This window comes from Rhodoplanes roseus (assembly GCF_003258865.1).
GTDB lineage: Bacteria > Pseudomonadota > Alphaproteobacteria > Rhizobiales > Xanthobacteraceae > Rhodoplanes > Rhodoplanes roseus.
In genome coordinates this window covers 13453-27599 of sequence record NZ_NPEX01000019.1, presented here as the reverse complement: position 1 = coordinate 27599, position 14147 = coordinate 13453, and the positions used below count along the sequence as shown (strand labels likewise).

15 protein-coding genes are annotated in these 14147 nt (G+C 69.3%); 10 read left to right on the top strand and 5 right to left on the bottom strand.

Annotated elements, in window-relative coordinates:
• The first annotated feature begins 88 nt into the window (after positions 1–88).
• Positions 89–1201, top strand: coding sequence for a sulfatase-like hydrolase/transferase (locus tag CH341_RS04755; RefSeq protein ID WP_111417881.1), 1113 nt, complete (start codon positions 89–91; stop codon positions 1199–1201).
• 33 nt (positions 1202–1234) lie between these two features.
• On the opposite strand, the gene CH341_RS04750 is transcribed toward CH341_RS04755, so the two are convergent.
• The 3 genes from CH341_RS04750 to CH341_RS04740 all read right to left on the bottom strand — a co-directional run bounded on the left by CH341_RS04750 (position 1235) and on the right by CH341_RS04740 (position 3469).
• Entirely contained in the window at positions 1235–2038 is an 804-nt protein-coding gene (locus CH341_RS04750; protein ID WP_111417880.1) for a glutamine amidotransferase, read from the bottom strand.
• Positions 2039–2186: 148 nt separating this feature from the next.
• Positions 2187–2996 (bottom strand): SDR family NAD(P)-dependent oxidoreductase, encoded by an 810-nt coding sequence (locus CH341_RS04745; RefSeq protein WP_245430882.1) that lies wholly within the window; start codon positions 2994–2996, stop codon positions 2187–2189.
• Entirely contained in the window at positions 2993–3469 is a 477-nt protein-coding gene (locus CH341_RS04740; protein ID WP_111417879.1) for a tellurite resistance TerB family protein, read from the bottom strand. Before CH341_RS04740 ends, CH341_RS04745 begins: the two co-directional genes overlap by 4 nt.
• A 114-nt stretch (positions 3470–3583) precedes the next feature.
• Between CH341_RS04740 and CH341_RS04735 the strand changes: the two genes are divergently transcribed.
• On the top strand, positions 3584–4126 hold the full coding sequence (locus CH341_RS04735; protein WP_146604376.1) for a HEPN domain-containing protein: 543 nt from the start codon (positions 3584–3586) through the stop codon (positions 4124–4126).
• Positions 4105–4479, top strand: a complete 375-nt coding sequence (locus CH341_RS04730; protein WP_146604375.1) for a hypothetical protein — start codon at positions 4105–4107, stop codon at positions 4477–4479. The genes CH341_RS04735 and CH341_RS04730 overlap by 22 nt, the downstream gene beginning before the upstream one ends.
• A gap of 27 nt (positions 4480–4506) precedes the next feature.
• On the opposite strand, the gene CH341_RS35720 is transcribed toward CH341_RS04730, so the two are convergent.
• Complete coding sequence (locus CH341_RS35720; protein WP_245430881.1) at positions 4507–5103, bottom strand: tetratricopeptide repeat protein; 597 nt, start codon at positions 5101–5103, stop codon at positions 4507–4509.
• Between the two features lie 297 nt (positions 5104–5400).
• Positions 5401–6291, bottom strand: coding sequence for an NAD(P)-dependent oxidoreductase (locus tag CH341_RS04720; RefSeq protein ID WP_111417876.1), 891 nt, complete (start codon positions 6289–6291; stop codon positions 5401–5403).
• 318 nt (positions 6292–6609) lie between these two features.
• Here CH341_RS04720 and cpaB point away from each other — a divergent pair, with 318 nt between their 5' ends.
• From cpaB to CH341_RS04685, 7 genes are all read left to right on the top strand, one after another.
• A complete protein-coding gene (cpaB, locus tag CH341_RS04715; protein ID WP_170149472.1) occupies positions 6610–7464 on the top strand; it encodes a Flp pilus assembly protein CpaB in 855 nt (284 codons plus the stop codon).
• Between the two features lie 74 nt (positions 7465–7538).
• Complete coding sequence (locus CH341_RS04710; protein ID WP_170149471.1) at positions 7539–9044, top strand: type II and III secretion system protein family protein; 1506 nt, start codon at positions 7539–7541, stop codon at positions 9042–9044.
• Positions 9031–9393, top strand: a complete 363-nt coding sequence (locus tag CH341_RS04705) for a hypothetical protein (protein WP_111417873.1) — start codon at positions 9031–9033, stop codon at positions 9391–9393. The genes CH341_RS04710 and CH341_RS04705 overlap by 14 nt, the downstream gene beginning before the upstream one ends.
• Before the next feature lie 41 nt (positions 9394–9434).
• Complete coding sequence (locus CH341_RS04700) at positions 9435–10661, top strand: CpaE/TadZ family protein (protein WP_111417872.1); 1227 nt, start codon at positions 9435–9437, stop codon at positions 10659–10661.
• Positions 10662–10707: 46 nt separating this feature from the next.
• A complete protein-coding gene (locus CH341_RS04695; protein WP_210208180.1) occupies positions 10708–12186 on the top strand; it encodes a TadA family conjugal transfer-associated ATPase in 1479 nt (492 codons plus the stop codon).
• A gap of 6 nt (positions 12187–12192) precedes the next feature.
• The gene (locus CH341_RS04690) at positions 12193–13158 is read left to right on the top strand and encodes a type II secretion system F family protein (RefSeq protein WP_111417871.1); all 966 of its coding nucleotides are present in this window, start codon (positions 12193–12195) and stop codon (positions 13156–13158) included.
• An 18-nt stretch (positions 13159–13176) separates the two neighbouring features.
• The gene (locus CH341_RS04685) at positions 13177–14130 is read left to right on the top strand and encodes a type II secretion system F family protein (RefSeq protein WP_111417870.1); all 954 of its coding nucleotides are present in this window, start codon (positions 13177–13179) and stop codon (positions 14128–14130) included.
• Positions 14131–14147: the final 17 nt, after the last annotated feature.

Below are 14147 nucleotides of genomic sequence, written 5' to 3'. Positions count from 1 at the left end.
ACGGCGGGCTGGACCGGCGGCTACGGCAAGATGATCGAGATCGACCACGGCCCCGCCGGTCGGTTCGCCGCGCGGCGGCGTTCTCGCGGTGGCGCCTCCGGACGATCTGCCGAGCGACGTGACGATCGTCGACCAGCCGACCCCCGCGAGATCCGTGCAAGGCACGGCGGAGCCGCCCCCGGACATCATCCTGATCCTCAGCGAATCGACCTTCCCGCCCACCCTCCATGGCGGGCCGCCGCTCGATCCCGAGCTCGCCGCGTTCTTCCGCTCCGCCGACGGACGCAGCCGCGGGCTGCGGGTCGAGACCTTCGGCGGCATGTCCTGGCGCACCGAGTTCTCGGTGATGACCGGCATTCCGACCGGCTGCTACGGCGCGTTCGCGACCCATGTGAATCATTGGGCGACCGGCCATGTCGGCACCGGCCTGCCGCGCCGCCTGACCTCACTCGGCTATCGCAGCGCGGCCCTGTGCACGACCTTGAAGGCGTTCGCCGGTGCCGGGGGCTTCTACGACGCCATCGGCTTCGACGCGGTGCTGGACCGCGACGCCGTCGGGGCCGACAGCGATTGGGCGCCGGACCGGCTCTGCTACGCGCGCGGCCTCGATTGGCTCGACGCCCATGTGGCGGCGGGCGGTGGCCCGGCGTTCCTCTATGTCCTCACCGTCTCGAACCACTTCCCGCACGACCGGCGATACGACGGCGGGACGGCGCCGCCCGCCGGGCCGATCGTCGGCACCGAGATGGACGAGTATCTGCGGCGGCTGCGCGCCACGGCGCGCGACTATGCAGGGCTGCGCGAACAGCTCGCGCGAAGATTTCCGTCACGGCGCTTCGTCCTCGTGCATTTCGGCGACCACCAGCCGCCCTTGGCGGCGCGGCTGTTCGGGCGCGATCCCGCCGCGGCCGCCTCGCCGGACGCGTTGCCGCGTGAAGACCTCGCCTACCGCACCTACCTGGCGATCGACGGGGTCGGCACGACGCCGGTGATCGATCCCGATCTCCCGGACGAGATCGAGGTCGCCTATCTGGGCACGGTTCTGCTGCGGGCCGCCGGACTGCCGCTCGACGGGCTGCATGCGCTCCGCCTCGATCTGATGATGCAGCTCGGGGGACGGCTCTACACCGCGGACGGCGGTCGCACCGCGGCGCGGCTCAACGGCCTGATGCTGGAGAAGGGCCTGATCACGCCGCACTGAGGCGGCGCGCGAGGCGGGCGGTCGAGACGCCGCTCAGCCGGCCGAATAGGGGCCGGCCGCCATCGCCATGCCGGTGACGCGCTCGGCGCCGCGGCCGGGACGCGCATCGGCGCGGGGCGCCAGCCAGCCGTCGAGGAACTCGGCGAGCCAGGCCCGGACGGCGCCGTCGTACATCGGCCGCTCGGCAAAATGATCCATCCGGGGCCGCGCGCCCGGCAAGGCCAGCCGCTCGTGCCCGCGCGTGGTCCAGCGGCACATCATCGCGTGCGTGACCTCGGGGTGGAACTGGATGCCGTAGGCGGCCGGCCCGTGCCGGAACGCCTGCGCCCGGAACATGTCGCCCTCGGCCAGCAGGCGCGAGCCCGCCGGCAGGTCGAAGCCCTCGCGGTGCCACTGATAGACGTGGTCGGGCCATTGCGGGCAGACGCGGCGTCCGTCGAGCGTCGCGCGCAGCGGATAATAGCCGATCTCCGCCTTGCCCTCGGGATGGGCGCACACCTTCGCGCCGAGATGTTTGGCCAGCATCTGGGCGCCGAGGCAGATGCCGAGGAAGGGCTTCTGCTCCTTCAGCGGCACGGCCAGCCAGTCGATCTCCTGCTTGACGAAGTCGTCCGGATCGTTGGCGCTCATCGGGCCGCCGAACACCACGGCGCCGGCATGCTCGGCGAGCGTCTCGGGCAACCGCTCGCCGAAGCGGGGCCGCCGCACGTCGAGCGGAATGCCGCGCGCCTGCAGGTATTGCCCGACGCGCCCCGGCGTCGAGGTCTCCTGGTGCAGGACGATCAGCACGGGCTCGGGCATCGCTCGTTCGGCTCTCTGGCGAAGGCTGAATGGCATCGCATACAAGGCTAACCGCGGTCGGACTCGTCATGCAAGTGTCGAGCCATCAGGGCAGCGAGAATGAAACCGCATGCTTCCGGCGAGATTGCGGCAGCACGATCCTTCCTCGGTGTCTCGCGCAGAGGGAAGCGTTCGGTTCCGCGGTTCACAAGCCGCCGCGGCTGCCCAATCGGCGAATCTGCGTGGAGGCGATCAGGCCGATCATGCTGCGGCGCGGCAGAATCCGCGCGAGAAGCGGTACGAGGCTAGCGAGCCGCCCCGGTATCACCATGCGGCGGCCCGCCATCAGGCCGTCGTAGCCCACCTTGGCGGCCTGCGCGGCCGTCACGGTGAGCATGCTCTGCAGTCCCGTCACGGTGACGCCGGCGCGGGCCTGGAATCCGGTCGGCACCGGGCCCGGGCACAGCACCGTGACGGTGACGCCCTTCGGCCCGAGCTCGCGCCACAGCGCCTCGCTGAACGAGATCACATAGGCCTTGGTGGCGTAGTAGACGGCCATGCCGGGCCCCGCCATGAAGCCGGCCAGCGACCCGACATTGAGAAGCCCGCCGCGCTGCCGCACCAGATCGTCGGCGAAGGTGAGCGACAGCGCCGTGAGCGACTTCACGTTCAGGTCGATCATCGCGAGCTGCTCGTCGGCATCGAGCGACGTGGCGACGCCGAGCAGGCCGAAGCCGGCATTGTTGACCAGATATTTCGCCGCGAGCCCGCGCGCCGCGAGCGCCTCTTTCAGGCGCGCCACTGCATCCGGGGCGGCGAGGTCGAGGGCGACGACCACGGGACGCGGCCGCCCGGCGGCGGCGATCTCGTCGGCGAGCGCCTCCAGCTCCGCCTCACGCCGGGCGACCAGCACGACGGCATGGCCGTCGGCGGCGAACAGCCGCGCCAGCTCCGCCCCGATGCCGGACGACGCGCCGGTGACGATCGCGGCCGGGCTGCGCTCCGTTGCGCTCACGCCGGATCGTCCAGCGGATCACGGCCCGCCGCCACCTCGCGCTTGAGCTCGATGCGCTCGCGGTTCGGCACCGCCAGGAGGTCGGCGACCCGCCACATCACGTTGTCCTCGAACTCGGTCACGTCGCCGTCGGCGAACACCATCTCCCACATCATCGCGACCACCTTGCGGCGGCCCTCGTCGTCGAGGCTGCGCATCAGCAGGCTGGTGAACTGATAGAAGTCGACGGCGTCGCGATCGGCCGCGACGGCGGCGTCGATCAGCTCGTCGGTCGCCGCGTCGTCGAGCGCGAAGCGGGTCTTCAGCAGGGTGTGCAGCTTCTCGCGTTCGACGTCCGACAGGTTGGCGTCGAGCGTCGCGACATGGACCATCAGGGCGGCGGCGGCGAGCCGGTAGTCGTCGGCCTCGAAGCGGGCCGGATGCTTGCCGCCGCTCGTCAGCTCGGCGAAGAACGTCTTGATGTCGTTGAACATGCGGTCGTGCTCCGGGACCGGGCCTGGGCGCCCGTCGAGGGGGTCGGACCGGCGTTCTAGCGGATCTCGGGGCGAAACGGCAAAAGCCTACCCGCCGGGACGATCGGTCGCAGGGTGGGCCTGCTGGCGGTGGCGCCGGTTCGCCAGAAATGGTTGCATTCCCGGACCGCGGGTGCAGAAATCACCAGATTATCTAAATTTCTGCGAGCCGATTGCGAGATTGGGATTCCCATGGCTTTCGGAATGAGACGTTCGGATTTGCAGGCGATGGCCCAGGCCAAGTTGGACGACGCAACGATCCTCCTCGCGCATGGCCGTTTCTCGAACGCGTATTATCTAGCGGGTTATGCTGTCGAACTCGGGCTGAAGGCTTGTATCGCTGCGCAAGTCAACGCCGAGACTATTCCGGACAAGGAGTTCATCAAAAAGATTTACAGTCACGTCTTTCCGGAGCTGATCGGCTTGGCGGGATTGGCTGCGGAGTTCAAACGGCGAAAAGACGAAAATCCTGCATTCGCTGCGAACTGGGCTATCGTGTCGGAATGGTCGCCGGACGTGCGGTACGAGCAACGCGATCCGATGTCTGCCCAATTGATGCTTCAGGCGATCATCGAGCCCGAACGCGGAGTTCTTCCATGGATCAAAACGTTCTGGTGAGTAGCGGACAATCTCTCGTCAAGGCGATGGACGAGACCGGGCTGGCGCCGCGGATTGCCATGTGGGTCCACAATTCGGACACCGACACTTGGAAGCTCTGGCTGGTTCCGCCGAGCGGCCTCCATGACAAACGAGAGTTCTACAGGTCGGTTGCGACCATCATCGCACACAATCGCGATACACTTCAGGGTATCGATGCAAGTGATACGGAGATGGTGCCGGAGAGCCACCCGGCCATGAGAGGCCTTGGTCAGGTGATCAGAATGCCGGGGCTCGGAGTGGCGCACTTCGCAGGCAATCGGTTCAATGGCTTCTACCTGCCCGATGGGATCGTGCTGCGCTCCGCCCTTTGAGGTCGGGCGCGAGGGACTCCTCGCCGCCTACCTTATCCCCTCCTTCGTGGCCGTCGCCTCGGCCAGCAGGGCGAGGTTGTTCTGCACGAAGGGATTGGCCGGATCGCGGGACGCCGCCTCGTTGAGGGTGGCGCGGGCGCGGCGGTAGTCGCCGCGCAGCATGTAGGAATAGCCCATGTTGTTGAGCACGGCGGCGGTGCGGCCGACCAGGCGGATGAGCTGCAGATAGGCGCGGTCGGCGAGATCGAAGCGCTTCAGCCGGTCGTAGGACGCGGCGAGGCAGAGCCACGCGTCGGCGGATTTCGGCGACTGCTCGACGGAGCGCCGGCACATCTTCTCCGACATGCCGTAATTGCCCTGCCGGAACTGCTCGCGGCCGACGCTGAGATCGTCGTTCGGCGCGCTCGGCGTCATGTTGTCCTGGATCAGCTTGGGATCGGAGCCGGCGGTCGAGCCGGTGATGTCGCCGTCCGCGACCACGATCGGCACCGAGCCGGTGGCGTCGGTCTGGCCGAAGCTCGGCAGCTCCGGCAGCTTGACCGAGGTCGTCTCGCACCCGGCGAGCCACAGGAGCCCGGCCGATGCCACGACCACGAACGCGAAACGCTGAAACTCGACTCTCATGACACGCTCGGGACCGGCGGCCCCTGCGGCGCAGACGGATGGATGCGCGGCGAGGACTTCGAAGGGCTTTCGGCAGAGCCTAGAAAATGACGGTTAAGATTTTGCCTTCTCCGCAAAATTGCACTTCTTTGTCTATAAAGCTCGTCCTGGTTGTGGCGCGGCGGTTTCGATCCGCAAATCAGGCTGTCTGCCACGACTTTCGGGCTAGCAACACGCGGAGAGGGGCGCCTGACGGGCGGCCCGGCCGAAGCGCGAAACGCGCCGTCCCGCGGCGCGAGAGGTCGGTGGGGTCGCCCGTCAGCCCGCTGCGTCGGGGGCGGTCAGCGCCTTTGCCTGGATGCTCGCCTGGCCGGGCGTGTTGCAGAAGCGCGCCAGCGCGTCGATCTCCCCGGCGCCTTCGGCGGAGGCGAGCCGGGCGTAGAGCAGGGCGACCGCGTGATAGAGGTCGCAGGCCGGCCGGTCGGTGTGCAGGAAATCGGCGATCTCCTCCATCTCGGCGACGAAGCGATACGCCTTGGGGAACATGGCCGGCACCTGCCGGGACAGCCATTTGAGGAGCTGCGGCTGGCTTTCCGCGAGCTCGGCGGCGAGGTCGCCGGCGCAGCCGGCGCGCGTCGCGCCCAGCATCATGGCGGCGCCGATCGCGGTCAGCCCCTTGGTGACGCCCGCATAGGACATCTTCAGCGCCGATGCGGCGCCGACCGGTCCTTCCAGCACGCGAATGTCGAGCCCGTGGTCGCGCATGTCGGCGGTGCGCCGCGCCGCCTCGCCGGAGACGTAGAAGACGGTGCGGCCGGCCGCACTCGGCGGCGGTCCGATGATGCCGCCGTCGACGAACGGGCAGCGGGTGTCGGCGAGCGCCGCCGCGATGTGGCGGACCGTGTCGGGCGCCACCGCATTGAAGTCCACGTAGACCGGCTTCGTGGGCAGGCGCGCGAGCTCGGGCCGCAGCCGCTTCGCCACGCCGACCGCCTCGCCGGGCGGCACGATGGAGAGCACGAGGTCGGCGCCGGCGACCAGCGCCGCATCGGTCTCGGCAATGGCGAGGCCGGCCTGGCGGGCGCGCTCGGCGCTCGCCTCGCTGCGGCCCGCGAGCGACGTGGTGACATGGGCCCCGCCGGCCGCCAGGCGTGCGCCGACGGCGGCTCCCATCTCTCCGGGTGCGAGAATTGCGATCGTGAGCGGCATGTCGAGACCCCGTGCTGCGCAACTATTCCGCAACGGCGCCCGGTCCGCAACAGCCTCCGGGAAAGTCACGCCCGACCGCGGTGGGCGCGCGAGTTCGGCCCGTGCCGCCTGCGTGCGGGCGCGACGTTCGCAACCGCCCGCCCGCCCGCCGCGCGGCGGCACCCCAATGCTGCCGTGCACACTTCGTAAACAATAACTCTTCAGGTGTTCTTCATCATGTCGGCAGAACCGTGGTTCGGTTCACGAATTCAATACTCTCGCGGCCCCTAGTAGTCGTTCAGGGCCCGCATGGTGCGGGCTCCCGGCAGGACGGGACCGGTGCGCAGCAGCACAGTCATCATGATCGCCGTGGCGGCGGTGTTCGGGCTGCTGGCCGTGTTCGCGACCCGCACCTGGCTGAACAGCCAGTCGGATGCGCGAATGCGCGCCATGGAGGCGAATCGCGGCTCGCCGGTGGCGGCCCGCACCGTCGTGGTCGCGGCGCGGCCGCTGCGCTACGGCCACGAGCTCTCCGCCCAAATGCTGCGCGAAGCGCCGTGGCCGGCCGACGCGCTGCCGCCGGGGGCCTTCGCCAAGGTCGACGAGGTGTTGTCCGGGGGCAAGCGCGTGGTGCTCGCGGCGATCGAGCCGAACGAGCCCGTCCTCGCCATGAAGATCACCGGCCCGGGCCAGCGCGCGACGCTCTCGGCACTCGTCGGGCCGGGCATGAAGGCCGTCACCATCCGGGTCAACGACGTCGACGGCGTCGGCGGCTTCGTGCTGCCCGGCGACCGGGTCGACGTGGTGCTGACGCGCCAGACCGACAAGGATTCCGCATCGACCCAGGTGCTGCTGCAGGACGTGCGCGTGCTCGCGGTCGATCAGGTCGCCGACGAGCGTGCCGCCAATCCGATGATCCCGAAGGCCGTGACGCTCGAGGTCGACACCAACGCGGGCCAGAAGCTTTCACTCGCCGCCTCGATCGGCTCGCTGTCGCTGCTGCTGCGCAAGGCCGGCGAGACGACGGCGGGCAAGTCGGCGCGGGTCACCATCAAGGATCTGCTCAGCGATCTCGTCGGCGAGAAGCCGAGGAGCGACGTCACCACCGTGGTGGTGTCACGCGCCGGGCAGAAGCAGGACTACCGGGTGCCGCACGAGGGCCAAGGCGGGCCGTCCTGGGCGGCGGCGGAGTGAGCAGACGGCGAGTCCGCGCCGGGGGGCGCGGGATCGCCGAAGATCGATCGGGGGCTGGAATGGACGGGGACCGCATGATGGGGAACAGGACGGCTGAGCCGTCGGAGAGGGCGCGCGGCCCGCGGTGGCGCACGCTGCTGGTCTCGGTCGCCATGGCGGTGGGCGGCACGCTGGCCGGCGCGATCCTGCCCGGGATCGCCGCCGACGCCAACGCCCAGAAGGCCATCACGCTCGCGGCAGGCAAGAAGACCCAGTCGGTGACCGTGCCGGTCGGCAAGTCGCAGGACATCCGCACCGACGTTCCGTTCCTCGAGATCTCGCTCGGCGATCCGGAGATCGCCGACGTCAATCCGCTGACCGACCGCTCGCTCTCGATCCTCGGCAAGAAGCTCGGGACCACCCGCGTCGCCGTCTACGGCGAGGGCCGGAAGCTCGTCGGCGTGTTCGACATCGAGGTCTCCTACGACGTCTCGGCGCTGGCCAACGAGCTCTCCCAGCGCTTCCCCGGCGCCAAGTTCCGGGTGACCAGCGTCAACGGGCGCATCCTGCTCGGTGGTCTCGCGCCGGACTCGATCACGCTCGACCAGGCGCTCTCGATCGCGCGCCAGTTCGGCCCCGAGGTGATCAACGCCGTGCAGGTCGCCTCGCCCCAGCAGGTGCTGCTCGAGGTCCGCTTCGTCGAGGCGTCGCGCGCCGCCGGCCGCGAGCTCGGCGTGCAGTGGAACGCCTGGAGCAAGAACGGCCGCTTCACCGGAAACGTCGGCGCCCAGACGACGACGCTGCCGATCACCCAGGCGGTGGGGACCACGGCGGGCGGCGTGCTCTCGGGCGGCAACCCGTTCGGCTTCATGGTCGGCAGCCTGCTCACCAAGGGCATGCAGATCGACGTCGCCCTCAACGCGCTGGAGGAGAAGGGCCTGGTCCGCCGCCTCGCCGAGCCCAACCTCGTGGCGCTGTCGGGCGACACCGCCAACTTCCTGGCCGGCGGCGAATACCCGATCCCGGTGTCCGGCACGCTCGGCCAGATCTCGGTCGAGTACAAGCGCTACGGCGTCAGCCTGGCGTTCACGCCGACCGTGCTGAACAGCAGCATCATCAATCTGAAGATCGAGCCCGAGGTCAGCCAGATCGACAAGTCGACCACCGTCTCGGTCGCAAACGGCATCTCGGTGCCGGGCCTGACGGTGCGGCGCGCCTCGACGACGCTGGAGCTGCGCGACGGCCAGAGCTTCATGCTGGCCGGGCTGCTGCAGGCCGACACGACGACCGAGCAGGAGCAGCTCCCCTGGATCGGCGACGTGCCGGTGCTCGGCGCGCTGTTCTCGTCGAAGTCCTACCAGAAGAAAGAGACCGATCTCGTCATCGTGGTGACGCCGCGGCTGGCGCGGCCGGCGCGCCCGGGCGATCCGTTGAAGACGCCGCTCGACAACACGCTGCCGGCCAACGACCTCGACTTTTTCGTCGGCGGCAAGCCCGAGCTCGACCGCGGTCCGGCGGTACGCGGCGAGACCGCGGCGCTGCGGCCCTACACGGGCCACATGATCGAGTTCCCGGTGGGAGGTGCCTATGTGGTGCGCTGATCTGTTCCGCGTCCGCGCGCTCGCCGGCGCGCTCCTGCTGGCCGGCTTCGTCGCCGGCTGCTCGGACATCTACTACGACCGCCGCCAGACCGTGCTGTTCGGCGCCCAGGACGCGGTCGCCAGCAACGTGGCGATCCACACCATCGACCCGTGGCCGAAGGCCGCGGCCGACCGCAATATCCCGGGACAGGGCACCACCGTGGCGATCGCCGCCGAGCGCTACCGCACCGGCAAGGTCACCCGTCCGCAGGGCCTCGGCACCACCTCGAGCTGGAAGCAGTCGCAGGGCGCGGACGGTGCGCCGACCGTCGCCGGCCAGACCTCGGGAGGCAGCGCCGTCAAGGACTGACGCGGGCCGCCCCGCTCACCCTGGAAGCCTGAAAGACCCCCATGCGAAGCTCCCGCACCAAATCCTCCGGCAGCAAGACCCGCGTCGTCGTGGTCACGCCCGACCCCGCGTTCGAGGAGGTCGCGCGGCAGACCTTCGCGACGGCGCCCCAGGCCGAGCTCGAGCTGCTGGCGGGCGGGATCGCGGTGCACGCCGAGGCGATCGCCGAGGCCGACGCCACCGTCGTGGTGGTCGACCTGCACGCCGCCACCGCCGAGGAGATGTCGGCCCTCGACGCGCTTTCGGTGCGGCTCGGCGGCTGGCCGCCGATCGTCACCGTGACGGACGCCTTCGACAAGGAGGTGATGCGGCAGCTCCTGAAGATGCGCATCGCCGATTTCCTGGTGAAGCCGGTGCAGCCGGTCGAGCTGGTCCGCACCTGCGCCCGCGTGGTGCAGACGCCGGCCGGGACCGAGCAGAGCGAAGCCGAGATCTTCTCCTACCTTCCCGCGGTGGGCGGGGCCGGCGTCACCACGCTGGCGATCCAGACGGCGCTCCTGCTGCTCGGCAGCGGCACCCAGAAGACCCGGCCCGCGACCTGCCTGGTCGATCTCGACTTCCAGCACGGCGCCTGCGCCGACTATCTGGATCTCGAGCCGCGGCTGGATCTCAACGAGATCGAGCCGCGTCCGGAGCGGCTCGACCGCCAGCTCCTAGAGGTGATGCTGTCCTATCACGCCTCCGGCCTCGCCGTGATCGCGGCGCCGTGCCGGCCGGCCGAGATGCGCAGCTTCGATCCCGACACGGTGACGCGGCTGCTCGATCTCGTCTCGTCGCACTTCAACTACGTCGTCATCGACCTGCCGCGTACCTGGTTCTCGTGGACCGACAACGTGCTGCTCGGCTCCAACCGGCTGTTCGTGGTGAGCGAGATGACGGTGCCCGGCATCAAGCACGCCAAGCAGCTCGTCACTGCGGTGCGCGAGCGCCTGGAGGACGGGCCGCGCCCGCAGGTGATCATCAACCGCTTCGAGCAGCGGCTGTTCGGGGCCGGCCTGCGCCGCAGCGACGTCGAGCAGGCGCTCGGCGAGGACTTCGCGGCGACGATCCCGAACGACTACCGGCTGGTGCGCGAGGCGATCGATCGCGGCGTGCCGCTCGACGAGGTCAAGGCCGGCAACAAGATCACGGCACAGCTCAGGAAGCTGGTCGCTCCGACGACGTCGCCCGACAAGGCCGCCGAGCCCGCCGGCAAGCGGCGCCTGAGCCTGTCATGGGCGCGCGGCTGACCGCCCGGGCGGGCGGCGGCGCGGCAACGAGGTGACGAGAGACGCCATGGCCGGACGGTTCAGCTTCCGCAAGGTGACGTCGCCGCCGGTCGAGCCGGCGCTGCCCGACGACGCCGCGGCTGCGCCGGACGGCATCGCCTGGACGGTGTTTCCGGAGGGAGAGCCCGAGACGGCCGCCGTCCTGGCGCCGCCGCCTCCGCCGCCCCCGCCGCCGCCGGCCCCGGTCGTCGTGGCGCCGGCCAACCCGGTGCTGCGCGACAAGCTGCTCGACGCCAAGGTGCGGCTGCATCGCCGGCTGATCGAGGAGATCAACCTCTCGGCGCTGGAGAAGCTGCCCGAGGAGGAGATCCGCAAGCACATCCAGCAGCTCGTCGCACAATACGTGCTGGTCGAGCGGCTCGCCCTCAACACCCAGGAGCTCTCCGACTTCGTCACCGAGATCCTCGACGAGATGACGGGCCTCGGCCCGATCGAGCCGCTGCTCAAGGACGCCAGCATCAGCGACATCCTGATCAACGGTCACGAATGCGTCTATGTCGAGCGCGGCGGCCTGCTCGAGCCGACCGCGGTGCGGTTCAAGGACGAGACGCATCTCCTGCGCATCGTCAACAAGATCGTCTCGGCGGTCGGTCGGCGCGTCGACGAATCCCATCCGCTCTGCGACGCGCGCCTGCTCGACGGCTCGCGCGTCAACGTGGCGGTCCGCCCCGTCGCGGTCGACGGCCCGCTGGTGTCGATCCGAAAGTTCTCCAAGAAGCCGCTGCACCTCAACAAGCTCGTCGACGTCGGGGCGCTGCGGCCGCAGATGGCCGAGCTGCTGGCGGCGCTGGTCAAGGCCCGTGTCACCACCATCATCTCGGGCGGTACCGGCTCCGGCAAGACCACGATGCTGAACGCGCTCTCGGCGTTCATCTCCGACAAGGAGCGGCTGATCACCATCGAGGACGCCGCCGAGCTGCAGCTCCAGCAGCCGCACGTCGCCCGCATGGAGACGCGGCCGCCCAATGTCGAGGGCAAGGGCGAGATCCGCCAGCGCGACCTCGTCAAGAACGCCCTGCGCATGCGGCCCGAACGCATCATCCTCGGCGAGTGCCGCGGCGAGGAGGCGTTCGACATGCTGCAAGCGATGAACACCGGCCACGAAGGCTCGATGGCCACCATCCACGCCAACAATCCGCGCGAGGCGATCTCGCGCCTCGAGCAGATGATCGGCATGGCCGGCCTGCCGATGACGATCGCCTCGGTGCGCGGCCAGATCGCCGCCGCCATCCGCATCGTCGTGCAGCTCTCGCGACTCTCCGACGGCAAGCGCAAGGTGATGAGCATCGCCGAGATCACCGGCATGGAGGGCGACATCATCCAGATGCAGGAGATCTTCAAGTTCGTGCGCACCGCGACGCTGGAGGACGGCACCGTGCAGGGCCACTTCGTCGCCACCGGCGTGCGGCCCCGCGTGCTCACCGAGCTGACCGCCAAGGGCATCAAGATCCCGTCGAACTACTTCGATCCGGGGCATCCGCTGTAGGCCGCCATGCTCGACATCGATCCCCTCTACATGATCTACGTGCTCGCGGCGGCCTCCGCCATCATGTTCGGCGAGGGCGCCTATCTGCTGCTCTCCTCGGCGACCTCCTACCGCAAGCGCATCAATCGCCGGCTCGCGCTGCTGAGCGAGACCAACGACCGCGAGAGCATCCTGGTGCAGCTCCGCCGCGAGCGCGGGCTGACCTCGGGCGGCGACCTCACATTGCCGATCCTGTCGTTCAACCGGCTGCTGCTGCAGTCCGGCATGTCGGGCGGGCTGACCCGGCTGGTGATCTACACGCTGGTCTTCGCCGTGCTGGCGTTCGCGGTGGTGCTGGTGTTGCGCAACAGCATGCTGGAGGCGGTGGCGGCGACCCTGGCGGTGCTGACGCTCGGTCCGATCCTGGCGCTCAAGTTCCTGCGCTCGCGCCGGCAGAAGCAGTTCGGGGCCCAGTTCGCCAACGCCATCGACATCATCGTGCGCAGCCTGCGGGCCGGCCATCCGGTCCCGATCGCCGTCACCATGGTGGCACGCGAGCTGCCCGATCCGGTCGGCACCGAGTTCGGCATCGTCGCCGACGAGATCACCTACGGAGCGGACCTGGAAACCGCGATGCGCAACCTGTTCTACCGGGTCGGCCAGGACGACCTGCCGCTGTTCGTCACCGCGGTGGCGATCCAGGGCTCGACCGGCGGCAATCTCGGCGAGATCCTGGAGAACCTCTCCTCGGTGATCCGCGACCGCTTCAAGATGCGGCGCAAGATCAAGGCGCTCGCCTCGGAAGGCAAGATGTCGGCGATGCTGCTGTCGGCGTTGCCGATCGGGATGTTCTTCATCGTCCAGGTGGTGTCGCCGGACTTCTACGGCAGCGTGTGGAAATACGACCTCACCAAGCTCGGCCTCGGCCTCGCCGCCGCCTGGATGGTGATCGGCAACCTGCTGATGTTCCGCATGGTCAACTTCAAGATCTGAGCCGCCGGAGCCGCGCGCATGGAGTCGCTTCTCGCCGACAACACCGACCTGCTGATCACGGCCTTCGTCTTCGTGGCCGCGACCGCGGCGGCGTTCGGCATGATGGCGGTGGTGCGGGTGCGGGGCGCGGTCAAGCGGCGGGCCGCCGGGATCGTCGGCGGCGGCAGCCTGGTCGAGAGCGGCGGCGGCCGGCGCTCGTTCCGCCAGACCAGCCTCGATGCGGTCCAGAAGCTGATCGACTACACGACCAAGCACTACGCCACGCTCGACGACGGCAACATGAAGCTGCTGCGGCACCGCCTCGTGCAGGCCGGCATCTTCGATCCGCGCGCCGTCGGCTTCTTCTTCCTGGTGCGCGGTACGCTGGCGGTGGGGCTCGCCGGCCTCGCCTTCGCGCTGCTGCCGACCGTGATGGACGCCTCCGGCTCGTCCTACTGGGGCGTCGTCGTCGTGGCCGGCCTCGCCGGCTATCTCACGCCGAGCCTGGTGCTCGACCGCATCATCAAGAAGCGGCGCGACGAGTATCGGTCGGGCTTTCCGGACTTCATGGATCTGCTCGTCGTCTGCGCCGATGCCGGCCTCGGCATGGAGGGGTCGCTCGAGCGGGTCGGGCGCGAGCTCGCCGATTCCTATCCGGCGCTGTCCCAGAACATCCACATCACCAATCTGGAGATCCGCGCCGGCCGCACCCTCTCCGAGGCGCTGGAGCATTTCGGCGACCGGCTCGGGCTGGAGGAGGTGCGCTCCTTCGCGACGCTGATCCAGCAGTCCGACGAGCTCGGCTCCAGCATCACGGACGCGTTGCGCGTCTACAGCGAGGACATGCGCCACAAGCGGCTGTCGCTCGCCGAGGAGAAGGCCTACAGCCTGCCCGTGAAGCTCTCGGTCCCGCTGATGATCTGCGTCTTCCCGGTCCTGTTCGTGGTGATCCTTCTGCCCGTCTACGTGCGGGTGAAGATGGGCGCGTACTGACGCGGGAACGAGGCGTT